This window comes from Pseudomonas solani, from assembly GCF_026072635.1.
In the GTDB taxonomy this organism is placed as follows: domain Bacteria; phylum Pseudomonadota; class Gammaproteobacteria; order Pseudomonadales; family Pseudomonadaceae; genus Metapseudomonas; species Metapseudomonas solani.
The window spans coordinates 5,751,873-5,776,026 of record NZ_AP023081.1 but is presented as its reverse complement, the minus strand read 5'-3'; the positions used below and the strand labels follow the sequence as shown (position 1 = coordinate 5,776,026).

Annotated in this window: 24 protein-coding genes; 3 read left to right on the top strand and 21 right to left on the bottom strand. The window is 67.3% G+C overall.

Annotation, left to right across the window (positions count from 1 at the left end; translation table 11 throughout):
- Positions 1 to 4: 4 nt before the first annotated feature.
- The 15 genes from PSm6_RS26080 to PSm6_RS26010 all read right to left on the bottom strand — a co-directional run bounded on the left by PSm6_RS26080 (position 5) and on the right by PSm6_RS26010 (position 15,702).
- Complete coding sequence (locus tag PSm6_RS26080) at positions 5 to 532, bottom strand: chemotaxis protein CheW (protein WP_021217486.1); 528 nt, start codon at positions 530 to 532, stop codon at positions 5 to 7.
- Positions 529 to 2,691 carry a chemotaxis protein CheA gene (locus PSm6_RS26075; protein ID WP_265168685.1) on the bottom strand — a complete coding sequence of 721 codons (2,163 nt, stop codon included), beginning with the start codon at positions 2,689 to 2,691 and terminating at the stop codon, positions 529 to 531. Before PSm6_RS26075 ends, PSm6_RS26080 begins: the two co-directional genes overlap by 4 nt.
- Positions 2,691 to 2,996: an STAS domain-containing protein gene (locus tag PSm6_RS26070; protein ID WP_111264209.1), complete on the bottom strand. Its 306-nt coding sequence runs from the start codon at positions 2,994 to 2,996 to the stop codon at positions 2,691 to 2,693. The genes PSm6_RS26075 and PSm6_RS26070 overlap by 1 nt, the downstream gene beginning before the upstream one ends.
- 13 nt (positions 2,997 to 3,009) lie before the next feature.
- Complete coding sequence (locus tag PSm6_RS26065) at positions 3,010 to 3,378, bottom strand: response regulator (RefSeq protein ID WP_021217483.1); 369 nt, start codon at positions 3,376 to 3,378, stop codon at positions 3,010 to 3,012.
- Between the two features lie 9 nt (positions 3,379 to 3,387).
- Positions 3,388 to 4,161: a methyl-accepting chemotaxis protein gene (locus tag PSm6_RS30305; RefSeq protein ID WP_371877161.1), complete on the bottom strand. Its 774-nt coding sequence runs from the start codon at positions 4,159 to 4,161 to the stop codon at positions 3,388 to 3,390.
- Between the two features lie 589 nt (positions 4,162 to 4,750).
- Positions 4,751 to 5,380 carry a response regulator gene (locus tag PSm6_RS26055; protein ID WP_021217481.1) on the bottom strand — a complete coding sequence of 210 codons (630 nt, stop codon included), beginning with the start codon at positions 5,378 to 5,380 and terminating at the stop codon, positions 4,751 to 4,753.
- On the bottom strand, positions 5,377 to 7,200 hold the full coding sequence (locus tag PSm6_RS26050) for a PAS domain-containing sensor histidine kinase (protein ID WP_043247072.1): 1,824 nt from the start codon (positions 7,198 to 7,200) through the stop codon (positions 5,377 to 5,379). Before PSm6_RS26050 ends, PSm6_RS26055 begins: the two co-directional genes overlap by 4 nt.
- 189 nt (positions 7,201 to 7,389) lie before the next feature.
- Positions 7,390 to 8,136 carry a substrate-binding periplasmic protein gene (locus PSm6_RS26045; protein ID WP_021217479.1) on the bottom strand — a complete coding sequence of 249 codons (747 nt, stop codon included), beginning with the start codon at positions 8,134 to 8,136 and terminating at the stop codon, positions 7,390 to 7,392.
- 320 nt (positions 8,137 to 8,456) lie between these two features.
- Complete coding sequence (locus PSm6_RS26040) at positions 8,457 to 8,888, bottom strand: YbaN family protein (RefSeq protein ID WP_021217478.1); 432 nt, start codon at positions 8,886 to 8,888, stop codon at positions 8,457 to 8,459.
- Complete coding sequence (locus PSm6_RS26035; RefSeq protein WP_021217477.1) at positions 8,869 to 9,456, bottom strand: biliverdin-producing heme oxygenase; 588 nt, start codon at positions 9,454 to 9,456, stop codon at positions 8,869 to 8,871. The genes PSm6_RS26040 and PSm6_RS26035 overlap by 20 nt, the downstream gene beginning before the upstream one ends.
- Positions 9,457 to 9,594: 138 nt before the next feature.
- A complete protein-coding gene (locus tag PSm6_RS26030; protein WP_265168683.1) occupies positions 9,595 to 12,219 on the bottom strand; it encodes a TonB-dependent receptor in 2,625 nt (874 codons plus the stop codon).
- 340 nt (positions 12,220 to 12,559) lie between these two features.
- Positions 12,560 to 13,582: a FecR family protein gene (locus PSm6_RS26025; RefSeq protein ID WP_265168681.1), complete on the bottom strand. Its 1,023-nt coding sequence runs from the start codon at positions 13,580 to 13,582 to the stop codon at positions 12,560 to 12,562.
- A complete protein-coding gene (locus PSm6_RS26020) occupies positions 13,579 to 14,058 on the bottom strand; it encodes an RNA polymerase sigma factor (RefSeq protein WP_371877160.1) in 480 nt (159 codons plus the stop codon). The genes PSm6_RS26025 and PSm6_RS26020 overlap by 4 nt, the downstream gene beginning before the upstream one ends.
- A 175-nt stretch (positions 14,059 to 14,233) precedes the next feature.
- Positions 14,234 to 14,734 (bottom strand): VOC family protein, encoded by a 501-nt coding sequence (locus tag PSm6_RS26015; RefSeq protein WP_043246026.1) that lies wholly within the window; start codon positions 14,732 to 14,734, stop codon positions 14,234 to 14,236.
- A gap of 80 nt (positions 14,735 to 14,814) precedes the next feature.
- Positions 14,815 to 15,702, bottom strand: coding sequence for a formate/nitrite transporter family protein (locus tag PSm6_RS26010; RefSeq protein ID WP_265168666.1), 888 nt, complete (start codon positions 15,700 to 15,702; stop codon positions 14,815 to 14,817).
- 222 nt (positions 15,703 to 15,924) lie between these two features.
- Here PSm6_RS26010 and PSm6_RS26005 point away from each other — a divergent pair, with 222 nt between their 5' ends.
- A complete protein-coding gene (locus PSm6_RS26005; RefSeq protein ID WP_021217471.1) occupies positions 15,925 to 16,251 on the top strand; it encodes a hypothetical protein in 327 nt (108 codons plus the stop codon).
- 28 nt (positions 16,252 to 16,279) lie between these two features.
- On the opposite strand, the gene PSm6_RS26000 is transcribed toward PSm6_RS26005, so the two are convergent.
- Positions 16,280 to 16,843 (bottom strand): GNAT family N-acetyltransferase, encoded by a 564-nt coding sequence (locus tag PSm6_RS26000; protein WP_021217470.1) that lies wholly within the window; start codon positions 16,841 to 16,843, stop codon positions 16,280 to 16,282.
- 215 nt (positions 16,844 to 17,058) lie between these two features.
- Between PSm6_RS26000 and PSm6_RS25995 the strand changes: the two genes are divergently transcribed.
- The gene (locus PSm6_RS25995; RefSeq protein WP_021217469.1) at positions 17,059 to 17,262 is read left to right on the top strand and encodes a hypothetical protein; all 204 of its coding nucleotides are present in this window, start codon (positions 17,059 to 17,061) and stop codon (positions 17,260 to 17,262) included.
- Between the two features lie 323 nt (positions 17,263 to 17,585).
- Here PSm6_RS25995 and trhA read toward each other — a convergent pair whose 3' ends face one another.
- The 3 genes from trhA to PSm6_RS25980 all read right to left on the bottom strand — a co-directional run bounded on the left by trhA (position 17,586) and on the right by PSm6_RS25980 (position 19,796).
- Positions 17,586 to 18,203, bottom strand: a complete 618-nt coding sequence (trhA, locus tag PSm6_RS25990; RefSeq protein WP_021217468.1) for a PAQR family membrane homeostasis protein TrhA — start codon at positions 18,201 to 18,203, stop codon at positions 17,586 to 17,588.
- Between the two features lie 126 nt (positions 18,204 to 18,329).
- Entirely contained in the window at positions 18,330 to 19,247 is a 918-nt protein-coding gene (gene ppk2, locus PSm6_RS25985) for a polyphosphate kinase 2 (protein WP_043246035.1), read from the bottom strand.
- Positions 19,248 to 19,418: 171 nt separating this feature from the next.
- Positions 19,419 to 19,796 carry a hypothetical protein gene (locus PSm6_RS25980; RefSeq protein ID WP_021217465.1) on the bottom strand — a complete coding sequence of 126 codons (378 nt, stop codon included), beginning with the start codon at positions 19,794 to 19,796 and terminating at the stop codon, positions 19,419 to 19,421.
- 291 nt (positions 19,797 to 20,087) lie between these two features.
- On the opposite strand from PSm6_RS25980, the gene PSm6_RS25975 reads away from it, so the two are divergent.
- Complete coding sequence (locus PSm6_RS25975; protein ID WP_265168665.1) at positions 20,088 to 20,957, top strand: LysR family transcriptional regulator; 870 nt, start codon at positions 20,088 to 20,090, stop codon at positions 20,955 to 20,957.
- 46 nt (positions 20,958 to 21,003) lie between these two features.
- Here the strand turns inward: PSm6_RS25975 and mep72 are convergent, their stop codons facing one another.
- Positions 21,004 to 22,854, bottom strand: coding sequence for a biofilm-associated metzincin protease Mep72 (gene mep72 / locus PSm6_RS25970; RefSeq protein WP_265168663.1), 1,851 nt, complete (start codon positions 22,852 to 22,854; stop codon positions 21,004 to 21,006).
- Positions 22,855 to 22,875: 21 nt separating this feature from the next.
- On the bottom strand, positions 22,876 to 23,556 hold the full coding sequence (gene bamI / locus PSm6_RS25965; protein WP_265168662.1) for a biofilm-associated metzincin protease inhibitor BamI: 681 nt from the start codon (positions 23,554 to 23,556) through the stop codon (positions 22,876 to 22,878).
- Positions 23,557 to 24,154: the final 598 nt, after the last annotated feature.

Genomic DNA, 24,154 nt, shown 5'->3' with positions numbered 1-24,154 from the left:
GCAATCAGACGAGGGACAGTCGGGGGGTGTTGCGCTGGCCAGCCAGCGCGGCGATCTGGTCGACGTTCAGCACCTGCTCCATGCGCAGCAGGGTGAGGAAGCGTTCGTCCACACGGGCGAGGTCTTCGATGTATTCCGGGGGTACGCGGCTGCCGAAGGCAGGGGCCTGGCGCAGGGCGCGCGGCTCGATCTCGGCGACGGCGGTGACGGCGTCCACCAGGGCGCCCATCAGCTGGGCCTCGTCACCGTCCTGCAGCTCGACGATGACGATGCAGGTGCGGGTGCCCAGTTCGGTGCTGCCGAGGCCGAAGCGCTCGGCGAGGTCGATGATCGGCACCACGGCGCCGCGCAGGTTGATCACCCCGCGCACCAGCGGCGGCATCATCGGCACCTGGGTGATGGCGTGGAACTCGAGGATTTCCCGCACGTAGCGGGTGGCAACGCCGAACAGGTCGCGGCCGACCCGGAAGGTCAGGTACTGGCGTTGCTCGTCGTCGACGAATTCCGGCAGGGGCAGGCTGGCGGTACTCATTGCAGGCTACTCCGTTGGCTGAGGGCGGCGCCGTTGGCGCCGTGGCGGCCAGGCTGCGCGAACTGGGCGAGCAGGCCGGGGATGTCGAGGATCAGCGCCACCGCGCCGCTGCCGAGGATGGTGAAGCCGGAGAGCGACGGGACCTGGCCGAACACCTTGCCGAGGGGCTTGATGACGGTCTGGAACTCGCCGTGGAGCTGGTCCACCACCAGGCCGGCGCGGACCCCGGCGTAGCTGACCACCACCACGTTCTCTCGGCGGGGCCGCAGGCTGGCTTCCTCGAACAGGTTGCGCAGGCGGATGAAGGGCAGCACGTCGCCGCGCAGGTCCAGCTGGTCGAGGTCGTCCAGGTCGCTGCTGGGCAGCTCGATGCATTCCTCCACCATGTCCAGGGGCACCACGTAGCTGGAGCTGCCGACGCCGATCAGGAAACCGTCGATGATGGCCAGGGTCAGCGGCAGGCGGATGCGTACGCAGGTGCCGGCGCCGAGCTGGCTGTCCAGCTCCACCGTGCCGCGCAGGGCGGTGATGTTGCGCTTGACCACGTCCATGCCGACACCGCGGCCGGAGAGGTTGCTGATCTGCTCGGCGGTGGAGAAGCCGGGCTCGAAGATCAGGTTGAAGGTGTCCTTGTCCGAGAGCTGCTGGCCTTCGGTGACCAGGCCGCGCTGTACGGCCTTGGCGAGGATCTTCTCGGGGTTGAGGCCGCCGCCGTCGTCGCTCACTTCGATGACGATGCCGCCGGCTTCGTGGTAGGCGTTCAGGCGCACCACGCCCTGCAGTGGCTTGCTGCTGGCGCTGCGCTGCTCGGCCGGCTCGATGCCGTGGTCCATGGCGTTGCGTACCAGGTGGGTGAGGGGATCGCCGATCTTCTCCACCACCGTCTTGTCCAGCTCGGTGTCGCCGCCGCTGATGTGCAGGACGATGTCCTTGCCCAGCTCCTTGGAGACGTCGCGCACCACCCGCTGGAAGCGGTTGAAGGTGGCGCCGATTTGCACCATGCGCAGGGTCAGGGCGGAGTCGCGGACTTCCTCCACCAGGCGCGAGAGGGTCTCGGCGGACTCGCTCATGTTCACCAGGCCGCAGCCCTGGGCGAGCATGCGGGTGTTGGCGCCGGCGATGATCAGCTCGCCCACCAGGTTGATCAGTTGGTCCAGCTTGCCGGCGTCGACGCGGATCAGGTTGGCCTCGCCGCTGGCGCGGGCGGTTTCCTTGAGGGCCTTGCCAACTGCGGCGGTCTCGCCCGGTTCGGCGGCGGCCGGTGCCTCGGGGCTGGAAACGGCCTGGGCGTCGTTGGCCGGCGGGGTATCGAGGCTGGCCAGTTCGGCCTCGCTCAGGGTGCCGCAACGCAGCAGGCGCTGGCGCTGGGCGTCGCCTTCGTCGGTCTGTTCGGCCAGCAGCTCGGCGTAGCGGGCGAAGGGGGCGCCGGGCGGCAGGATGCGGATGCGGCCCTCTTCGCGGACGAAGTCGAAGGCGCCTTCGATCACCGCCTGGTCGGCTTCGGTGGTGAAGGCCACTTCCAGGCCCAGGTAGCAGGCTTCGGGGTCGAGGGCGTCGAAGGTGGGCAGGTGATCGAGCACCGGCTCGATGTGCAGCAGGTCGCCGAAGGTCGCCAGGTAGCGCAGGAATGAGACCGGGTCCATGCCATCGCGCAGGCTGTCGGCACCGAAGCGCAGGGACAGGTGCCAGTGCTGGCTGGCGACGCCTTCGCTGGGCGCGGCTGCGCATTCGGAGGGCGCTTCGGTAGCGGCGGCCGGGGTGCCGTTCAGGTACTGGCTGAGGCGTTGAACCAGTTCGGCTTCGTGGATGCCCATGACCTCCGGCAGCTCGGCCAGGTCGCGGCCCTCGGCGAGGTGGTCCACCAGGCCGGCCATGTGGTCGCCCACCAGCAGCATCAGGGCGCTGAGGTCGGCACTGAACGGCAGTTCGCCGGCACGGACGCGGTCCAGCACGCTTTCGGCCACGTGGGTGAAGGCGACGATGGAGTCGAAGCCGAACAGCCCGGAGGACCCCTTGATGGTGTGGGCGGCGCGGAAGATGGCGTTGATCAGTTCAGGATCGTCCGGCGATTGCTCGATCTGCAGCAGGGCGTCTTCCATCTGCTGCAGCAGCTCCCGGCTTTCGGCGATGAAGGTGCCGATCACGCTGTCGAGGTTCATCAGTGCAGCCCTCCGATGGGGAGCAGGTCACGCAGGCCACTCAGTTGCAGGATCTCGGTCATGGCCGGGCTGGCCCCTTCGAGGCTGAGGTGGACGTGCTGGCGGCGGGCTTCCTGGCAGGCCGCCAGCAGCAGCTGCAGGCCGGCGCAATCCACTTCCTCGATGGCGCTGAGGTCCAGGTGCAGGTCCACGGCCCCTTGCAGGGCGTTGGCCAGCAGCAGCTTGGTGTCGGCGGCGGTGTAGATGGTCAGCGCGCTGTCCAGGGCCAGGCGGCGGCTGCCATCGAGGGATTCAAGGGTGCTCATGGCGGTCTCCCGGTCAGGGCAGGATCAGTTTGGAAACGGCGGTGAGCATCTGCGCCGGCTGGAAGGGCTTGACCACCCAGGCCTTGGCCCCGGCGGCCTGGCCTTCGGCTTTCTTGGCGTCGCCGGCCTCGGTGGTGAGCATGATCACGGGGGTGAACTTGTAGGCCGCCAGCTGCTTGACGTTCTTCAGGAAGGTGATGCCGTCCATGTTCGGCATGTTCACGTCGCTGATGATCAGGTGGACCTTGCGCCCGTCGAGCTGGGTCAGCGCGTCCTTGCCGTCGACGCCTTCGAGCACGTCGTAGCCGGCGGTTTTCAAGGTCATGCCCACCACCTGGCGGATGGAGGCGGAGTCGTCGACGATGAGAATGGTCTTGGCCATGATGGGTCCTCAGAAGAAGGTGATGTCGGAAGCGGAATGGCTGGCGCCCGCGCTGCCCGAGCCGACCTGGCGGCCGTGGTGGATGGCGTGCTGTTCGGGGGTGGTGTAGGTGCGGGAGAGTTCGTCTAGCCAGGAGCGGGCGTCCAGGTGGCGGGCGTCGTCCTGCTCCAGGTGCTGGGCCAGGCGGCCGATGTCGTCGCGCATGTGGCCGAGCATCTGGCTGACCCGGTCCTGGAACTGCAGGGCGACCAGCACCTCGGAGATTTCCTCGCCGACGGCGGCGTTGTCATCGCGCAGGGCGTTGCCGTGCTCCACCAGGCGGGTGGCGCCGGAGCGGAACTGGGCGATCACCTGGCGGATCACCTGGCTGGCGTTCTCCAGGGTTCCGGCATCACGGGTGGCGTGTTCGTTGGAGACCTGCAGGGTGCGCTCGATGGCCCCGCTGACGGTCTCGATGGTGTCGCCGATGCGCTTGCCGGTTTCCTCGGAAAGGGTGGAGAGCTTGCGCACCTCGTCGGCGACCACGGCGAAACCGCGACCGGCTTCACCGGCGCGGGCGGCTTCGATGGCGGCGTTGAGGGCCAGCAGGTTGGTCTGCTTGGCCACATCGCCCACTTCCTTGGCCATGGTGCGCAGCTGGGCGGTGTAGCTGTTCAGCCGCTCCACCTCCTGCAGCAGGCTCTCCTTGCTGGAGAGCGCCAGGCGCAGCTGGCTGACGATGTCTTCGAGTTCCACCTCACTCTGGGCCAGCAGGGCGACCAGGGCATCGCTGTCGGCCTGCATGCCGCTGGAAACGGCTTCGCTGATGCGGCCGGCGAGGCGGGCGAAGCGCTCGGAGAGGGCTTCGATGGCGGTCTGGGTCTGGTGGCGGGCGGATTCGATCTGCGCCGACCAGATCGGCGCGATGCTGACGCACAGCTCCGGCAGGCCCTGCACGTGGCGCTCGGCCTCGAGCCGGGTACCTTCGGCCAGGGCCTCGTCGCGGGCCTGCTTGAGTGCCTGTTCGTGGGCGCCGCCACGGTGGGCAAGGACGACCCAGAGCAGCAGCGTGGGCGCCACGGCCGCCAGGGCCCAGGCCGGGGAGGGGAACTGGCTGGCCGTCCAGAACAGCAGCGCGCAACCGGCGCCGCAGAGGGCGATGGGCAGCCAGGGGACGCTGGAAGTGGGGTTCGGGCTGGTCACGGTCGCGCTCCTTGAGGACACGGGGCCCGCAGCGGCGATACCTTGCGGGGGTGTGTCCAGCATGAGCGCGGGGCGCCATCGGCCCTATCGTCCTATCCCGGTGATGGCATCGGGACATCCTGCTTTTTTGTAGGGATTTCCCGAGGGGCTGCGTTGCGCCACTCCCTAATATCGAGTGGCGACCTGTGGTTCAGGCCGTCAGGCCGTGGGTCATGGCGTATTTGATGATGTCGGCGTTGCAGGTGAAGCCCATCTTCTCCATCAGCCTCGTCTTGTGGGTGCTGACGGTCTTGTTGCTGATCACCAGCTGGTCGGCGATCTGGTTGACGCTGAGGCCCTGGGCCAGCAGGCGGAGGATCTGGAACTCGCGGTCGGAGAGTTGGGCGGCGGCATCGTCCGTGGGGCTGCTGCTGGCGAAGGCGAGCTGTTCGGCGATGCGCGGGTCCAGGTAACGCCCCCCATCGGCCACCCGGTGGATGGCGGCGAGCAGGGTCTCCGGGTTGTGGTCCTTGGTCAGGTAGCCGCTGGCGCCAGCGCGCAGGGCACGTTGGGCGATCTGTGCCTCGTTGTGCATGCTCAGTACAAGGATCGGCAGGCGCGGGTAGCGGCCGTGCACGCGGCTGATCAGGTCCTCGCCGCTGAGGCCGGGCATGCTCATGTCCAGCAGCAGCAGGTCGAACTCGCCCAGCCGCAACTGCTCCAGCACCTGGGCGCCGTTCTCCGCTTCGGCCGCCACCTGCAGGCGGGTGTCGAACTCGATGAGTTGCTTGAGGCCGCCGCGCATGATGGCGTGGTCGTCGGCGATGAGGATGCGGGTCATGCCGTCTCCGTAGGCTCGTTGATGGGGAAGGTGGCCTGCACCGTGGTGCCCTGGCCGGGGTGGCTGAAGATCACCACTTCGCCCCCCAGGCTGGTGCCGCGCTCGCGCATGCCGGCCAGGCCCAGGGAGCGCTTGCCGACCTTGGCCGGGTCGAAGCCGTGGCCGTTGTCGGTGATGTCCAGCACGTAGCGGTCATCGACCTGCTCCAGGCTGACCACCGCCCGGCTGGCACCGGAATGGCGAGCGATGTTGGTCAGCGCCTCCTGGACGATGCGGAAGGCGGTGGTGGCCTGGCTGTCGTCCAGGGCCGGTGCGCCGCTGTGGGCCACCAGCTCGAGGGTGATCTGTGTGTGGTGGCTGCGGAATTCGTCGATCAGCCATTCCAGGGCCGGGTAGAGCCCCATGTTCAACGCCGCCGGACGCAGGCTGGTGGCGATGAAGCGCACCACGCCGATGGTGCGGTCGCACAGGGCCATGAGCCGCTCCACGTCCTCACCGAGCCCCGCGGCCTGCTCGCCGTACTTCAGGCGCAGCAGGGAAATGCCCATGCGCAGGGCGGTGAGGTGCTGGCCCAGTTCGTCGTGGATCTCCCGGGCGATCAGCTTGCGCTCCTCTTCGCGGGCGCTTTCCCGGCGGCTGGACAGCTCGCGCAGCTGGCGGTTGCTGGCGGCCAGGCGGCGTTCCGCCTTGCGGATGCCGCTGACGTCGCGGGCCACCGAGATGACGCTGGTCACTTCGCCCTCGGCGTTGCGCTCCGGCACCAGTTGCATGAGGTAGTGGATCTGCTGGTCACTGGGGCCGTCGATGCCGTGGATCAGTTCCTCTTCCATGGACTCGCCGGTGGCGGCGACCTCGCGCACCAGGTCGCTCATGATGTCGACCTGGGAGTTGTCGCCGAAGACTTCCCGTGCCGGTCGGCCACGGGCCTCCACCAGAGGCAGGCGGCACAGGGCTTCCAGGGCCGGGTTGGCGTAGAGCAGGCGGAAGTCGGGGGTCAGCCGGCCTATGGCGTCGGGCGTGTTCTCGATCAGCGCGCGAAATTGCCGCTCGTTGCGCAACAGGGCGTCGGCGATGCGCCGCCGCTCGGTGAAGTCGTGCATCAGCACGAGGCTGTAGGGGCGCTGGTCATAGCGGAAGCGGTTGAACTGCATCGTCACATAGCGGGGGAAATCCTCCCCCGGGACGTGCAGCTCGCAACTGAGCACGCGCTGGGTGTCCAACGCTTCCTGCAGGCCATCCTCCCGGGCGAACAGTTCGGCGAACTGCTCCGTCAGCAGGGCCAGCACCGGTGCCAGCGGCTGCCCGACGAGGTGTTGGCGCGGCTGGCCGATCAGTTGGCAGGCGGCTTCGTTCAGGTAGCGGATGTTCTGCTCGCCATCGAGCAGCAGGACGCCATCGGCGGTGTAGTCCAGGGCGAAGCTCAGCAGGTGCGTCTGCTCGGCCCGCTCCCGGTGCCCGGCAAGGGGTTGCAGGCGCACCAGGTAATGGGTGGGCTGGCTGCGACCGTCCTCGACCATGCTCAAGCCCAGGTGCAGCCAGCGATGCTCGCCGGACGCGGTGATGAAGCGCATCTCGCCGCAGGACAGGTCGTCGTGCTGGCGACGTGCCCGGTCAAGGGCCTCGCCCAGTGCCTGGCGATCCCTGGGGTGCAGCAGGCTGTCCAGGGGCGTGCCGATCAGGGTCTGCCGGGAGCGCCCGAGCAGTTCCTCCGAGGCTCGGTTGACGTGGCGGACGGTGCCGTCCAGTTCCAGCAGGGCCAGCCCCACCGACGACGACTCGAATGCCCGACGAAAGATCTCTCCCCCAGCGCTTTGGCCCATGACTCCCCCGATCACGTGCGATGCGACTGACGGAGTATGGATCAGTGGCGAAATGCTGGCAGATTTTTGCTCAGGCCCGTCACTGACGCTGCAGTGACAGGGTGCGCTCCGGGGCATGCAGGGGGCAGATGGCCGCACCCGGGGTCCCACCTCGCGGCCGGGGGCGGCGTGCATCGGGCGCGGTGGGGGTCAGGGGGTGGGGGGCTCGACGCCTTGCTCGCGGTAGATGGACACCACCTCGCCATTGCGGCGCATGGCCTCCAGTTCGCGACCGAGGCGATCGTAGATCGCCGCGCGGTCGCTTTCGTAGAGCTTCTTCGAGACGGCGAAACGGTTTTCGACGCGGATCGGTTCGCGCAGCCCGGCGTAGGTGTAGTCGCTGAAACGGATGTTTTCAAAGGCCGTGTCGATGGCGGCCTTGTCCAGGACGGCGATGGTGTCGATGCGACCGGCGCGGAACATGCGCACCAGGATGTCGTCGTCCACTGCCGGCTGCTTGTGCAGGGCCGTGTCGGCGTCGAAACGCGGGAAGTACAGGGTGCTGCGCTTGACGCCGATGCGCAGGGGCGCCAGGTCCTCGTAACGCTCCACCCGTTGGGTGGGGCGGATGGTGAAGAGTATCTGCTTGTCCTGGGTGCCGATGCTCGGCAGGTAGTGCAGGTAGTGGTCGCGCTCCGGGTCGGGCAGTACCCGGGGCACCACGTCGATGCGCCCTTCACGCAGGTCCGCCAGGCTGCGGGCGAACGGCGCATAGCGCCACTCCAGTTGCAGCCCGGCGCGCTCGGCGGCCACTTCCAGCACCTTGACCAGGGGGCCGGTGGGGCGCCCGTCGATGCTCCACATCTCGGGCGGGCGGTCGCGCAGGTCCACACGCAGGGTGTCGGCCTGTGCCAGCACCGGGAGCAGCAGGATCAGGAAGGCAGAAAGCAATCGCATGGGAGGTTCTTCTATTTATTGTCCGTGCCCGTCGAGGGGCCCGCATGCCTGAACTGTGGTGCCGAAACCGCAGGGGCGCAACTCGACTCTCGTAGGGGGCGTCTTCGGCAGGCAACGCGGTGGGAGTGGGCACGAAGCCATGCGGGTTTCACCCGAGCCCGTGCTGGTGCGTCGTACCCCGGGGCGGCTGCTGTCGCCAGGCAGGCTGCAGGGATGATCGGCGCTCGGGCTGAAACCGCGCCTGCTGGCTCAGCCCCGTGGCTGAGGGGGAGGCCGTGTGCGAATCGACGATGACGGCTATGGAACCACGCCGAGAGGGGTCAGCGTCGGTCCGGGCGCGACCAGATCCACAGGTTGCCAAGCAGCATGCCGGCCATGACCAGGTAGAGCCAGGCGCCGTGGGGCAGGCTGATGAGCATGATGACCAGGGCCAGGAGCATCGAGGCGCTGGCGGCGAGCTTGGCACGGCGGGCGATGGCGCGGCCGTTACGCCAGTTCTTGAGGATGGGGCCGAACAGGCGGTGGTTGTCCAGCCAGTTGGCCAGGCGCGGCGAACTCTTCGAGGCGGCCCAGGCGGCGAGCAGGACGAATTCGGTGGTGGGCAGGCCCGGTAGCACCAGGCCGACCATGCCGACGCCCAGGCTGGTGTAGGCCAGCAGGGCGAAGAGCAGGCGGCTGATGCGCGAACGCGATGGAGCAGGCGCGGCGACCGGGAGGTCGCCGGCCAGGGACTCAGGCGGGGGTGTCGGCACTGGTGTAGGCGTGTTGCAGCAGCTCACGGAAGCGGTTGAAGGCGGCGAGGGCGCCCTTGTCCACATCGGCTTCCTGTTCGGCGCTGAGTTCCAGGCCGTCGAGGGTACGGGTGAAGCTTTTCCAGCCTTCGGCGCGGCCGCCGGCGGGCTCACCCAGGTGACGGGCACCGACTTCTTCGGTCAGGCCCAGTGCGGCGACGCGTTTGATCAGGAAGGCGGCGCCGAGCTTGGAGCCTTCGGAAACGAACAGCCAGCCCAGGGCTTCGGCGAAGCTGGGGTTCTGCACGGCGCCGGCGACCGGGGCGGGTACGTCGGTGTCCAGGTCGGCCAGGTCCAGGCGCGCCTGCTCGGCACGGCAGCGGGCGGGCAGGTCGGGGAAGACTTCCACCAGTGCGGCGTCCTGGTACAGGCTCTGCAGCTCGGCCTGGAACAGGTACTGGGCGACCACGAAGCGGGAGAAGTTCTCGCGGTTGGCGAAGGGGTCGTTGGCTTTCACCGCCTGGTCCAGCTCGGCGTGGGGCGCGTGGGTGATCTGGTTGATGCGTTGGGAGCGGAGGGTGCTGGTCATGGAGTCATCCTGAAAATTGGCTTCTGTTGACGAGACGAACGAGCCTGTCCATCGCGTAAAAAATGCCCGCAAGGGGGTGTCGCGCCTGGCGGCCTCCCCATCACGCCGAAGCGGGTAGGGAGGCTTGGCCGGCGGCGATCAGATGTCCCAGACGAGGTTGACGGAGAAGTTGCGGCCCGGTTGGGTCAGGCGGTCGAGGTTGGCCGGGGCGGTTACGCCGGCTTCGCCGACGCCGTCGTAGCCGCGCACGTCATCCCACAGCCAGTACTTCTTGTCGGTCAGGTTGTAGAGGCCGGCGTTGACGGTGAGGTCGTCGGTCAGCTTGTAGTAGCCGGTCAGGTCGAGCATGCCGAAGCCCGGGGTGGCGAACTGGCTGGGGCTGCCATCCGGGGCGTTGAAGTTGTCTTCGTCGATGCGCGTCTTGCGCTTGACCAGGGTCCAGCTCAGTTGGGTGCCGAAGGCATCCTGCTCGTAGCCCAGGCCGAATACGCCGGTCAGCGGGTTGATGCTGTTCAGCGGCTGGCCGGTTTCGTCGTTGCGGCCACGGGCATAGGCAATGGAGCCCTGGGTGTAGAGGCCCGGGAAGGCACCGAAATGCTCCAGGTCCAGGCGGCCCTTGACCTCCATGCCGCGGATGCTGGCACGGCCGATGTTCTTGCTTTGGAACACGGTCAGGCTGCCGCTGCGGCCGACGGCATCGTTGTCGAGGAAGTCGCGGTAGCGGTTGTAGAACACCGCCACGTCGAAGCTGCCGCCTTCGAAGTTGCCACGCAGGCCGGTTTCCAGGCTGCGGCTCTTCTCCGGCTCCAGGTCCGGGTTGGGTTCGACGATGTAACCCAGCGAGGTGTTCTCGAAGCGACCGTACATTTCCTTGGCGTTGGGGGTACGGAAGCCTTCGGCGTATTGGCCGAACCAGGTGTAGGTGTCGTCGAAGGCGTAGGTCACGCCGAACTTCGGCGATACACGCTGCCAGTGCTTGGTTTCGTCGCTCGGGCGGAAGGTGCTGGTACCGATGGTGCGCAGGTAGTCCGGGGTCAGCTCGGGCTCGAGGTCGGTGCGGTCATAGCGCAGGCCGGGGAGAAAGGTCCACTGGTTCCAGCGGATTTCATCCTGGGCGAACAGGGCGTAGGTCTTGACGGTGGGATCGGGGAAATCGCTCTGCGGGGTCAGGCTGTCACTGGCGGTGGGGCTGACCTGGCCGACGCGGTTGGTGCACGTGCCGATGGAGGTGTAGCAGAAAGCGGTGCCGCTGCGCAGGCCGGTGACTTCCTGGTGCTTGAGGTTGAGGCCGTAGGTCAGCAGGTGCTCGGTGTCGCCCAGGCTGAAGGCCTTGTCCAGTTGCGCATCGATCACCCACAGACGGTCCTTGTAGTAGGTGTCGCGGTAGCGCATCACGTCGCGGGAGATGACGCCGGTGAAGGGGTTGCTGGGGACGTAGCGTTCCTGGGTGCTCTGATCGGTCTTGGCGATCTGGTAGTTCAGGCTCCACTTCAGGTTGTCGGCCAGCAGGCTGTCGAGGGCGACGGTGTGTTCCAGGCCGAAGCGCTCGCGGGTGATGGTGTCGTTGCCGCTGCGCGACTTGTAGTAGTCCGAGCCCACGCCGATGGTGGGGGCGTTGAAGGGGCCGCCGACGGCGCTGAGCTGGTTGGTGTCGCGATCGTCCTTGTACTTCTCGTAGGTCAGTTGCAGGCGGTCGGTGTCGTTGTAGTTCCAGCCCAGCTTGGCCAGGACGTTGGTGGAACGCACGTCTTCCGGGTTGGCTTCGGTGCGGGCCAGGCCGGTGCCGCCGTGGCCGCCGAAGGATTCGGTCTCGTGGCCGTTGCGTTGGGACAGGTGCAGCAGGGCGTCGAACTGCTCGTGGCGGCCGGCGACGGTGGCCGAGTTGAGCCAGCTGTCGTCGGCGGAGCTGTAGCCGGTCTTCAGGCGGGCACCGACATCGCTGCCGGGCTTGATGATGTCGTCGGCATCCAGGGTGAAGTAGCTCACCGCGCCGCCGATGGCGTTGCTGCCATAGAGGGCCGAAGCCGGGCCGCGGAGGATTTCCACGCGCTTGACGATTTCCGGGTCCACGTAATTGCGGTGGGTCTGGGCGTAGGGGCCGTAGAAGAAGCTGGCCGGCACTTCGACGCCGTCGATCTGGGTCAGTACGCGGTCGCCGTCGATGCCGCGGATGTTGTAGCCGCTGGTGCCGGCGCGCTGGCCGGCACCGCCGACGGAGACGCCCGGCTCGTCACGCACCAGGTCGCGGATGTTGTTGACGTTCTTGCGGTCCAGCTGTTGGCGGCTCTTCACGCTGACGGTGACCGGCACGGTGCTGGCGCTCTGCTCGTGGCGGGTGGCGGTCACGGTGGTGGGGTTCAGCTCCATGGCCAGGCCCTTGGCCGGGGTGCGTACCAGCACCACGCTGCGCTCGCCGACGGCGCGGTATTCCAGGCCGGTGCCTGCCAGCAGGCGCTGCAGGGCCTGTTCGGCCGGCAGGCGGCCATTGACGCCGGGGGACTGCACGCCAGCGGCGAGATCGGAAGAGAGGCCGACCTGCCAGCCGCTCACGGCGCTGAAGGCGTTGAGCGCTTCCACCAGGGGCTGGCGGGCGATGGCGAAGCTGTAACCGCTCTGGCTGGCCAGCTGGGTCGGCGCAGCACCGGTTTCGGCGGCCTGGGCGATGCCGACGGGCAGGCTGCCCAGGGCGATGGACAGGGCCAGCAGCGACACGCCGGTGGGGGCGGACAGGCGCAGGGTGGGGCGGTTTGAGCGGGTGGTCATGGGAGCGGCTCTCTTCGGTCCGTTAATCGCATTTCTAATGCGAATCAGTGTCATTGGCTTTTGACTAGACGAACGAGAAAACGCAATCGCGTAAAAATAATGTCGGGGTTATTCCGACGGGGGGTGACAAGGCCCGTAGGCGCGTGTCGGGCGAGGCCTCCGAGCCGGTAACAGGGCTGCGCCCTGGTGAACTCGAACTCATGGCGCGTAGGGTGGATGACGCTCTGTTCATCCACCAACGGAGTGACCGGCTAGCCCGAGGCAGCCCTGGGCCAGGCACGATTCAGCAGGGGTTGGAAGGAGAGGCGCGGGGTGGGCGCGGCTGAACCGGCCCGCCCACTCAGTCGAGGATGACCAGTGCAGGGAATTCGTGGAGCTTGGCCGAGGTGATGTGGGCGAGGGAGCGCACCACGCCCAGGGGGTCGTCCAGGCGGTAGTTGCCGGTGACGGTGCGCTCGCCCAGGCGCTCGTCGGTGCTGATGATCCAGCCCGGGTAGTAGCGGCGCAGCTCGGCCAGCACTTCGCGCATGGGGCAGTCTTCGAACACCAGGCGGCCCTTGACCCAGGCCAGCTGGTCGGCCTGGCCGTGGCGGCGGTCACCGAAGCCGGCGGGCCCGATGCGGATGCTGTCGCCGGCGCTGAGGCTGACGCGGGCGTTGTCTTCCCGCGAGCGCAGGTCGACTTCGCCGCGCTCGACGCTGACTTCGGCCTCGTCACCCAGGTAGCGCACGGCGAAGGCGGTGCCGCGCACCGAGACCTGCACCGGGCCGGCGTCCACCTCGAAGGGGCGGCTGCGGTCGTGGGCGACGTCGAAGTAGGCCTCGCCCTGGTAGAGGCGGGCACTGCGTTGCTGGTCATCGATGCGGCTGGAGAAGGCGGTGTCGGTATTGAGCAGGATGCGCGAGCCGTCGGCGAGCTCCAGGTTCTGGCGCTGGCCGACCTCGGTGAGGTGGTCGGCGCGCAGGCGCAGCAGCAGGTCGCTCTGCAGGCCCACGCCCACCGCCAGGAGCAGCACGGCGGCTGCGGCCAGGGGCTTGAGCAGGGCGCGGCGGACCGGGCGCTTGTGTTCACGGTCGAGGCGAGCGGCGGCGGCGGTGAGCAGCGGCGATTGCCAGAGGCTCTGGGCCAGGCGGAAGGCCAGGGCGTTGTCCGGCGAGGCGGCCATCCAGGCCTCGAAGCGGGCGCGGCATTCGGCGTCGGCGTTGTCGAGGAGGATCAGCCAGTCCAGCGCTTCGCCCAGGCGCGCGTCGTCGGCACCGGGGCCGGCTGCGGGCGGAACGGGATCGGGCTGGGGCACGGCGCCTACCTCGGATTCGGGGGCGCCTATTCTTGTCGAACCCGAGGCCGAGCGGAAGTCCTTCATGTCGGCGGATCCAGGCGGCTGAGCAGGTTCATGCAGATCGCCATGATCAGCTTGAGTTCCTTTTGCACCGTGCTGGGCGACACATCCAGCTCTTCGGCGATCTCCGCGTAGCCATGCCCGTGCAGGCGGCTGAGGATGAAGATGCGCTGCTGGCGCTGGGTCAGCTGGGACAGGGTGCTGCCCAGGCGCTGCAGGAGCTTCTCCGCGTGGAGCCCGTCCTCGGCCGAGGAGATGGGTGCGGCAACGGCCTGGATGACGTCGTCGGGCACATCGTCCATCAGCGTGCGCGATTGCATGCGCATGTGCCGCAGGTGGTCGAGGGCCAGGTTGCGGCCGGTCTGGAAGAGGAAGGGTTCGAGGTGGTCGATGGGGCGTTCGGCCAGGGTGCGGGCGACGCGCAGGTAGGTCTCCTGCACCAGGTCCTCGGCGACGCTGGGGTTCTTCACCATCCTGGCCAGGGTACGCAGCAGGGGCATGCGCTGGGCGAGGAATACGCTGTCGAGGTTGGAGGAGGTCACTGCAGCATCCGGCCACTGGAAAATGGCGCAAATGATAATCAGTTTTATTGGTGCCGGCTAGCGATCGAGTCCCGCACCCTCGCCATCGCCTGGAGGCCCCGTCCCGTGGGGATCCAGGCGCCGTTCGCTCCGCTCAGCGGCCGTCGAAGGCCTGCTGCAGGGCGGCGATATCCAGCTTCTTCATGCCCAGCATGGCCTGGAAGGCGCGTTGGGATTTCACCGCGTCCGGCGCCTGCAGCATGGTGGGCAGCACCTGGGGCACGATCTGCCAGGACAGCCCGAACCTGTCCTTGAGCCAGCCGCATTGCTGGGCTTCCACCGGGCCGCCGGCACCCAGTGCGTTCCAGTAGTGGTCGACCTCGGCCTGGTCGCGGCAATCCACCTGCAGCGAGAGGGCTTCGTTGAACTGGAACACCGGGCCGCCGTTGAGGGCGGTGAAGGCCTGGCCGTCCAGCTCGAAGGCCAGGGTCAGCACGCTGCCGGCGGGGCGGCCGTGGATTTCCTTGCCGGCTTCGCCGTAGCGGGTGACGGCGGTGATCCGCGAGTCGGGGAAGATGCCGATGTAGAAATCGACGGCGGCTTCGGCCTGGTGGTCGAACCACAGGCAGGGGGTGATGCGTGGGCGGATGGGCATGGCGGTTCTCCAGTGCGGGCCGGTTCGAGGATAGCCGGCATGCCCCTGGTCGTCTGGCGTGGCGGCGGATCGACAACCGTTCAGCGGCGGGTGTCCTTGCGCCGGGGCGCGGGCTCGGTATCCCGGGTGGGCCGGGGGCTGTCGCCGTCGCTGCGCACCTGGGCGTGGCTGATCAGGGCGAAGATCAGGCTGCCACCGACGATGTTGCCGGCCAGGGTGGGGCCGGCGAAGGTCAGCCAGAATTCGCGCCAGTCCAGGTGCCCGGCGAACACCAGGTAGGAGACCTCGGCCGAGCCGACCACGATGTGGGTGAAGTCGCCCAGGGCCATCAGGTAGGTGATGAGGATGATGATCCACAGCTTGGCGCTTTCCTGGGAGGGGATCATCCAGACCATGGTGGCGATCATCCAGCCGGAGACGATGCCCTTGGCGAACATCTGGTTGACGTCGTTCTCCATCACCTTGCGGCCGATGTCGAGGAAGGCGGCATCGGTGGCGGCATCGAAGATCGGCAGGCGCAGCATCACCCAGGCCACCAGCAGGGTGCCGGCCAGGTTGCCGGCGAGCACCACGCTCCACAGGCGCAGCAGGCGCCCGACGTTGTTCAGGGTGGGTTTGCTCATCACCGGCAGCACGGCGGTGAGGGTGTTCTCGGTGAACAGTTGCTGGCGCGCCAGGATCACCGCGAGGAAGCCTGCGGAGTAGCCGAGGCTGGCGATCACCTTGCTCGCCTCGCCAGCGGGCAGGCGCGCGTTGAACAGCCCCATGGCCATCAGCGACAGGCCCATGGTCAGCCCGGCGGCCAGGGCCGACCACCAGAGCGCAGCGGCGTTGCGCTCCAGCTCCTGGTCGCCCTGGGTGCGGATGATCTCGTGAAGGACGGCGGCCCGGGGTGGCTGGTTTTCGTCGACGTCCTGTTTCTCCCGGGCGGACAACCCCGGTGTCTTGCCGTCTTTGGCCTGGTTCATGGCGACTCCGCTGGTGATTGGCGTATCGGTTGATCGTCGGAACGCCCGGGAAGTTCGCCGCTTGCTGCTTGTCAGCTCACGAGGGCTGGCTACTCTTTCATGACCAAGTCGCTACGCCGGAAGGCCTGGCGACCACAGCGAGGCGCGGCCGCCCTTGGCGAGGGCTGCGGTCACGTCGGCAGTTCGCTACCAGGCCTTCGGCTTTCAGGGCAACGAAAGAAGATGGGATGGGACCTGAGCAAGCGCAGCGGCACCGAACGCACCGGGCTGATTACCGACCTGGCGTTCCATGCGGCGGAGCAGGGCGAGCCCGTTTACCAGGACAGATCGGCCGGCTGCGAGGACACCCAGCAGGCGTGCACCTACTTCAACATGGATGGCATGAGCGTCTGCATGGTGGGGCATATCCACGTGCAGCTGAGGGTGGCACGCACGGGCGCCGGATCATCGGCAGGCTGGCTGGGTTGGTCGGCGCGCCTGGCAGAACCACGCTTCGCTGCATTGGCAGGCGCGGGCCATGGTGTGCCGCCGGGATGGCAGGCCCGCTGAGGGGCCTGCGTGTGAAGGTGGGTCGGGGTTACAGGTCCAGGCGGTGGATCACCTGGGTCGGGTCTTCGGCATCGCGGCGACGCTGCAGGCCGAGCTTGCGGGCCAGGCCGCGCATGCCGGCGTTGCTCGCCGAGTCGATGGAGTAGAGCTGGCGGAAGCCGTTGCGCCGGGCGCTGTCCGCCAGGTGTTCGAAGAGGATGCTGCCGAGGCCGCGGCGCAGCCATTCATCGGCCACGGTCACGGCGAATTCGCACTGGCCGAGTTCGCCGACCTTGGCGTAGCGGCTGATGCCGACTTCCAGCAGTTCGCCGTCCACATGGGCCAGGGCCACCAGGGCGACGCGGTCTTTGTCGTCGACATCCATGAGCTGGTTGAGCAGCGGCGGGGCCACTTCGCGGAACTCGCCGAGGAAGCGGTTGTGACGGGCCTCCGGTGACAGGCGGTTGATGAAGGCGCGCTCGCGCTCGCGATCCTCTTCGCGCAAGGGCCGGATGAGCACATGGGTGCCGTCTTCCAGGGGCTCGATCCAGTAATCGCCTCGCGGTGATTGGTGCAGCGGCTTGGCGACGAGGGCGGAGTTGAGTGCGGACATGGCTGTCTCCAGGTAAGGGAAAAGGGGCGGCGCATTGCGCCTATGCCTCCTGTTTACCCTTCTGGCGGGACCTTTGATTGATCGAAGTCAACATGCACTGGACGGTGCCCTGCGCCGGGTTGTCGCAGGGGCGTCGTGGACGGGACTGACCCAGGTCAATTTCCGCCTCGCGGCGGGCAGTAGCGTAAGGACAAAGCCATTGCCGGAGAACACCCATGGACAATCGGGACTGTGCATCCGCACACGCGTTGATCGAACTGCTGCTCCTGGGCTGCGACGGCCCGGAGCGGCCATCCTCGCCGCTGCTGGCCGGCCTGCTCACGGCCCGAACGCCAGGCGCGCGGCCGTCATCCGCCTCCATGGGCGACGCCCTGATGTCCGGCGGCCTCATGCCCCGGGCCTATTCGCGCCGGGATTGAAGCCTTTGCCCAGTGGGAGCGAATTCATTCGCGATGGGGTGTCCGGCCGCTCGCATGGCCATGTGCTGGCGGCAGGTCTTTCGCGGCTGAAGCCGCTCCCACAGGGAGGGGGAGTCAGCAGCGGCACGGTGCAAACCGGTGTGTAGGGTGGATGACGCTCTTTTCATCCACCAGGCGGTGCTGCCGGGAGGCACCGAGCGATGGCAGCCCTGCGGCCTGCTGGGCGAATGAATTCGCTCCTACATTTGCCCCACAGTCGCCCTGCACTGCACGCGCAGGTCGGGTGCAACCCGGCGGTTGCGACGCACGGTTTTTGCGGGTTTCTACACCACGAAGCGCAGGATCGCCACGAAGTGCAGCAGGCTGCCGGCGATGACGAACAGGTGCCAGATGCCGTGCCAGTGGCGGAAGCGGCTGTCGAAGGCGAAGAAGATGATGCCGACGGTGTAGAACACCCCGCCCGCGGCGAGCCAGGTGAAGCCGGTGGTGCCCAGGGCGGCGATGAGCGGTTTGATGGCGATGAGCACGATCCAGCCCATCACCGCGTAGATGATGATCGACAGCACGCGGGCTTCCGAGCGCGGCTTGATCTCCTGGAGCATGCCGATGATGCCGAGCGTCCAGACGATGCCGAACAGCGTCCAGCCCCAGGCGCCTTTCAGGGTGACCAGGCAGAAGGGCGTGTAGCTACCGGCGATGAGCAGGTAGATCGACAGGTGATCGAGCTTGCGCATGATCACCTTCGCCCGCCCACGGACGCTGTGATAGACCGTGGAGATGCTGTAGAGCATCACCAGCGTCACGCCGTAGATGGCGACGCTGACGATCTTCGCCGTGCTCCCATCCAGGGCCGCCAGGACCAGCAGCCAGATAGCGCCGATGCCGGCGAGCACCGCGCCCACCAGGTGCGTCCAGGCGTTGAATCGTTCTCCGTGGTACATGCATCGCTTCCTCAAGTCGCTGCGACTGCGCAGCGCGGCGGCCTTTATCGCTGAAAACGCCGCGCGCCGCGAGGGTTGTGTGTCTGCGATGCATTGGCGCGCGGGCGAGTCACGCCGGAATGACGGTCAGTACACGTCGGGCACGAGGATTTCCCGGGGCGTCGGGTTGCGCACGTAGTCGGCGTGGCGCAGGCGTTGCGGCAGTTGCACGCTGGGCTGCTCCACCTCCTCGTAGGGCATCTGGCTGAGCAGGTGGTGGATGCAGTTGAGCCGCGCCTTCTTCTTGTCGTCGGCCTGCACCACCCACCAGGGCGCCTCTTCGATGTGGGTGCGCTCGAGCATGATCTCCTTGGCCTTGGTGTAGGCCTCCCAGCGGCGGCGGGACTCGAGGTCCATGGGGCTGAGCTTCCACTGCTTGAGCGGGTCGTGGATGCGCGCCAGGAAGCGCAGGTGCTGTTCCTGGTCGGAGATGGAGAACCAGTACTTCACCAGCTGGATGCCGGAACGCACCAGCATGCGCTCGAACTCCGGCACGGTGCGGAAGAACTCCTCGTACTGCTCGTCGTTGCAGAAGCCCATCACCCGCTCGACGCCGGCGCGGTTGTACCAGCTGCGATCGAACAGGACGATCTCGCCGGCGGCCGGCAGGTGCGAGACGTAGCGCTGGAAGTACCACTGGGTCTGCTCGCGGTCGTTGGGGGCCGGCAGGGCGGCGACCCGGCATACGCGGGGGTTGAGGCGCTGGGTGATGCGCTTGATCACGCCGCCCTTGCCGGCGGCGTCGCGGCCTTCGAAGAGGATCACCACCTTGTGCCCGGTCTTGACCACCCAGCTCTGCAGCTTCACCAGCTCACCCTGCAGGCGGAACAGCTCCTGGAAGTAGTTGCGCCGTGCCTGGCGCCCGGGGTTGTCCTCGACGTGGTTGTCGAAGTAGGCGTCCAGGTCGTGGCCGTCTTCCAGCAGCTCCAGTTCGAGTTCTTCGTCGCTGTGGTCCAGCAGCTCACGATGGATGCGCTGTGCCAGCAGGTCGTTGCCAACGCTCATCTGCCACCTCCTTGGTTTATCGATTTTGCGGAGGTTATGACTCTTTTGTGACACAGAAGTGACAGGGGCCCTGAAACGAGCGAGCCCGCGCAGGCGCGGGCTCGTTGCTCGGGGAGGGAAAACCCGGCGCCCCGTACATCCCTGTACTCAAGGCGACGGGGGGAAACGCTATCAGCTGCAGGGGGCCTGGGGGCCGCCGGTCATGGTTTCGACGTTGTTGAGGATCTCGTTGCCCTTGTTGATCTTCTGGGCGTTCTCGACGTCCTGCATGGTGTAGCTGTTATAGCCATTGTTGGCGTTATTCATGTTGGCTTTGGTCTGCATGATGCTGGTGCCGATTTCCAGCAGGCTGCGGCCGGTGGAGATCAGGTCGGCCGTGGCATTCGGGGTGCAGGGGGCATTGGCCGAGGCGACCTGGGTGCCGGCGGCGGCATTGTTGGTAGCCGGGGGCGTGAACAGGCCTTGGGTCTGGCCATTCTGTGGGATGCAGCCGGTGGTGAGCAGGGTGGAGGCGAGGGCGAAACCGGCGGCGATTCCTTGGAGTTTCATGGGGGCATTCCTTTGGTGCGTGATCCGGGCCTACCGGGGCGGCAGGTGTCGTTATCGGCGTGGCGGCAGCACAGTGCCGCGGGACCCGGAGCTGGCGGGCGGGCCATAGCGCCTGCAGGGGAGTCTAGGGAGGGCGGCGAAAGGCTTGAATAGTACGGGTGTGCTAGTGCTTGTGAACCATTAGCCACTTTGCGTGTCTCGGCCAAGGTTCGGGGGCGTCACGCCCTGCATGAAGTCGGTTCGCCGTCGCGCTTATAATCGCCGCCTCCCTTCTATTGGAAAGCAGCCCTCATGCTCAGTGCCGAGCTCAAGGCGTTCTACATGGTCGCGCGCCTGGGCAGCATCACCCAGGCCGCCAAGAAGCTGGGCCTGAGCCAGCCGACCGTCACCACCCAGATCCGCAACCTGGAAGGCCAGTACGCCGTCGAGCTCTTCCATCGCGGTGGCCGCCGGCTGACCGTGAGCGAGGAGGGCGCGCGCCTGCTGCCCATGGTCAAGGTGCTGCTGCAGCAGGAAGCCGATATCGAGTTCTTCCTGCGCAACAGCGGGCAGATGCAGGGCAGCCTGCGCATCGGTGCCACCTCGCCTTATTACATCCTCGGGCTGGTGCGGACCTTCCGTGAGCGCTACCCGCAGATCGAGGTCTCGGTGGAGATCGGCAACTCCCAGCAGGTGCTGGAGGCGCTGGAGGAATACCGCGTGGACCTGGCCGCCTCGTCGCAAAAGCTCGATGACCAGCGCCTTACCCGCCTGGTGCTGGGCAGCGACCCCCTGGTGCTGGCGGTGCACCGCAGCCACCCCCTGGCCGGGCGCGTGTCGGTGGATATCGCCGCCCTCAAGGGCCACAACCTGCTGATGCGTGAACGCGGGTCGATCACCCGCCAGCTCACCGAGGCGCTGCTGGAAAAGGCCGGCCTGGACATCGGCCCGCTGCTGGAGATCGGCAGTCGTGAGTCCATCCGCGAGGCGGTGATCCGCAATATCGGCATCAGCATCATCGCTCGCCACGAAGTGCCGGATAACCCCGAGTTGTGCGTGATCGAGCTGGAACAGGCGCCGCAGATCGACGAATACCTCTACTGCCTCAAGGACCGCCGCCAGGCGCGTTTGCCGGCGGCCTTCATGGCCCTGGGGCGAGAGGCCTGCGAAGAGGGCCGCTGAGGGGCCCTGCAGAAGGGAAGCCCCCGGCAGCGCCGGGGGCCTTGGCTCAGAGCCGGTTGAAGCTGACGTTGTCCAGGTACAGGGACTGGTCCTTGCGGGTGCCCAGTACCAGCAGCTCCACGCGGCGGTAGGTGCCGGCGGGGATCTGCACGTCCTGTTGCAGGCGGCTCCAGGTGCCACCCAGGGTGGGGCTTGCACCCAGCGGCAGGTAGCGGCCTTGACCGCTGGCGTCCTCCAGGTAGAGGTAGCCGTAGGTGAGGCCCTTGATGCCGGCGTTGCGGCCGATCATCACATCGGCCGCCAGGCGGTAGTTCAGGCCGCCCTGCACCTTGCCCTGCAGCGGGATGCTGGCGCCGCTGCCTTCGTACTGACGGGCGTAGCTTTCCAGCGAGGTGCCGGTGTTGCCACCCAGGGCGACCAGGCGGGTGGTGCCGTGGAAGCCGGCCCAGCCGGCCGCGCCGTTTTCGAAGTTCCAGCCCAGCTTCGAGGGAACGGAAGGCGTGGTCGGGTTGGTGGGCGTCGGCTCGGCCACTTCGGTCAGTTCCACTTCGTCCACCAGCACGCTCAGGCCGTCGCGGCTGATCAGGCCCACGTAGGTGCTGCGCGGCGGGGTCTGGGCGCGGGTGTAGGTGAAGGTGCGTTCCAGGGTGGTGAACTCGCTGCTGGTGACCGACTGGGTCAGGCCCGAGGCGTTGCTGTAGCTGATGCGGTCGTTGGCCTCGTGGAGGACGCCCAGGTAGATGTTGCCGCGCGCATTGGTGCCCTTGAGCATGACCTTGGCGCGCAGGCGGTAGCGGGTGCCTTCACGCAGGGCGGCGACCGGGGTGGCGAGGATGTCGCTGCCGCCCTTGGCCAGCTCGAACAGCAGGGCGTTGTCGCGGCAGGTCTTGCCGACGTTCACCAGGCTCATGTTGGCGCTGCCCAGCAGGCCCTGCCAGCCGTCCGCGGTGCGGAATTCACCGTTGGCCACCAGGCCCTTCAGGGCCGGCTTGTTGCACCAGGCCGGGGTCGGCGTGGTGGGCGGCGTCGTCGGTGGCGTGGTCGGGGTGGTCGGCGGGGTGGTGGGAGTGCCCGGGTTGGTGGGGTTCTGCGTCTCCGGCACCTTGGTCGCCCGCAGGGCGGCAATCTGCGTGGCCATGGCGTTCAGCGCGCGGGCAGCGTCGGCCTGGTTTTCCTGGCCGCAGGCCTGGTTGGCGCAGCTGCTGTCGACCACGCGCGGCGAGGAGAACAGCGGCGCCTGGGCGCGGGCGTTGAACACGTGGGGGTAGCCCATGATGGTGGAGAACTGGCCCTGCACGCCGTAGCCGCGGCTCCATTCGAAGGTGCCCTGGTGCCAGCTGGACTGGTAGTAGCCCTCGGTCATGTCCTGCTCGTAGGAGTGGCGCAGGCCCATGTTGTGGCCGATCTCGTGGGCCATGGTGCTCAGGCTGCAGTCGACGCCGGTGATGGCGTAGGCGCTGTTGGCGGAGCCGGATTGGAAGGTGCCGCTGTTCTTCGGCCCGGAGAGCACGTAGCCGATGCCGCACACGCCGTAGCCCTGGCCTTCCTGGGTGCGGCCGATGAGGTGGACCATGTCGGCGCCATAGGTTTCACGCAGCTGCTGCACGCGGCTGTCGGCGGCGAAGGCGGCCAGGTCGCGGCTGGAGACGGTGGGGTAGCTGGCCCAGTCCAGCAACTGGCGGTGCACCAGGCGCAGGCGCAGGTCGACGTTGCTTTTCTTGTAGGCGTTGTTGGCGTACTCGATGTAGCTGGCGATGCGCGCATCCATGTCGCGGCCGTTGGGCAGCGCCTGGGCGTCCTTGGTGTAGAGCACCAACAGGTCCACGGTGCGGGGTTCGGCGGCGTGGGCGGCCTGTACGGCGACGGCCAGCAGGGTGCCGATGAAGAGTCTTTTCATGGTGGGACGTTCCTTGTGGGATCAGCCTTGGGCGGGCGGCGGCAGGGGCGGCAGTTGCTTGGCGTCGGGGGTGATGATCGGGTCCGGCGTGGCGCGCATCAGCAGCTCGTTCTGGTCCGTCACCTGGGTGGCGCCGGTGGCGTTGTCCACCACGAAGGACAGGGTCTGCTCGGTGGTGGCGAGGGTGATGTGGGTCTCCAGGCGGCCCTTGACCACGGTCAGGGTGTCGGCGTCGCTGCCGCCTTCCACCGCGCCGGTCCACACGGCGGTGGTGCCGGTGTTATGGGTTTGCTCCAGCGTGGCGCGCAGCGGCTCCGGCTGGCCCGGCACGCCCAGTTCCAGGGTGCGGCCCACGGCGAAGGTGCCCAGCAGCTCGGGAGCGACCTGGGTGCGGTACACGGCCAGCCCGTCCTGCTCGGCGGCCTGCAGGGAATCAGCCGTCCACAGGGCCAGGGGCGCGTCGGAGGCGCTGTCCGGCGCTGCGGCGGACGATGGATTTACCGCGGCCTGGCCGCTGGTCTGGACCGCAGCCTGTGCGCCGGCTGTGCCAGGCAAGGACGGGAGGGACACGCTGCCCGCGCCGGTCGGGGCCGAGGCGACGGGCGCCTGCCCACTCTGCGCGGGGGTGTCCTGCAGCAGGACGGCGAGCGTCGTGCCGGCCGTCACCAGGGCGACGGCCGGGTAGAGCCAGATTTTCCGCATGGGTTCTCCTTTCATGCACCCGGCCTGGGCCGGGTAGTGGTGATCCGCCTGGGCACGTCCGTGATGCGCAGGCGGGTTCAGTCGACGAGCAGGCAGGCTGGCCATTGAACTCAATGACGAGGCCAGGGGCTGTTCAGTCGAGTTAGTGAAGTAGCGCCCCGATCAGGTGGGCACTCCTTATTCAAACGCGTGACGTCGGTTTGAATTGAAAAGTGTGTTTTCTACTATCAGATTGCCAGCGTATTAAGTTGCGCAAGTTCAACTAACAGACACAGTGAAAAAGTCAGGCGCAATAATTGGAGCTGTTTCGCAACGGGTTGTAATCAAAGGGTTTTGTCGAACAATTACATCGGTGATGGCGACGTGTTATCAGCTGTTTGCTGCGGGATGTCGCCGGATTTCGCAATTACCCACGATTGGCGCCGGGGCTGTCAAACCAGCAATGTGCGAGAAATCCCAATTATTCCGACGGCCATTGAGTAGCGGGTTAAGGTGGCGGCTGGTTCACTTGCGGAAGTTGAACGCGTTCAACTTTATTTATGCCGCTCAACGTTCCCACGCTCCCGAATATCGACGTCAGGCAGCACAGCAGCGCAAT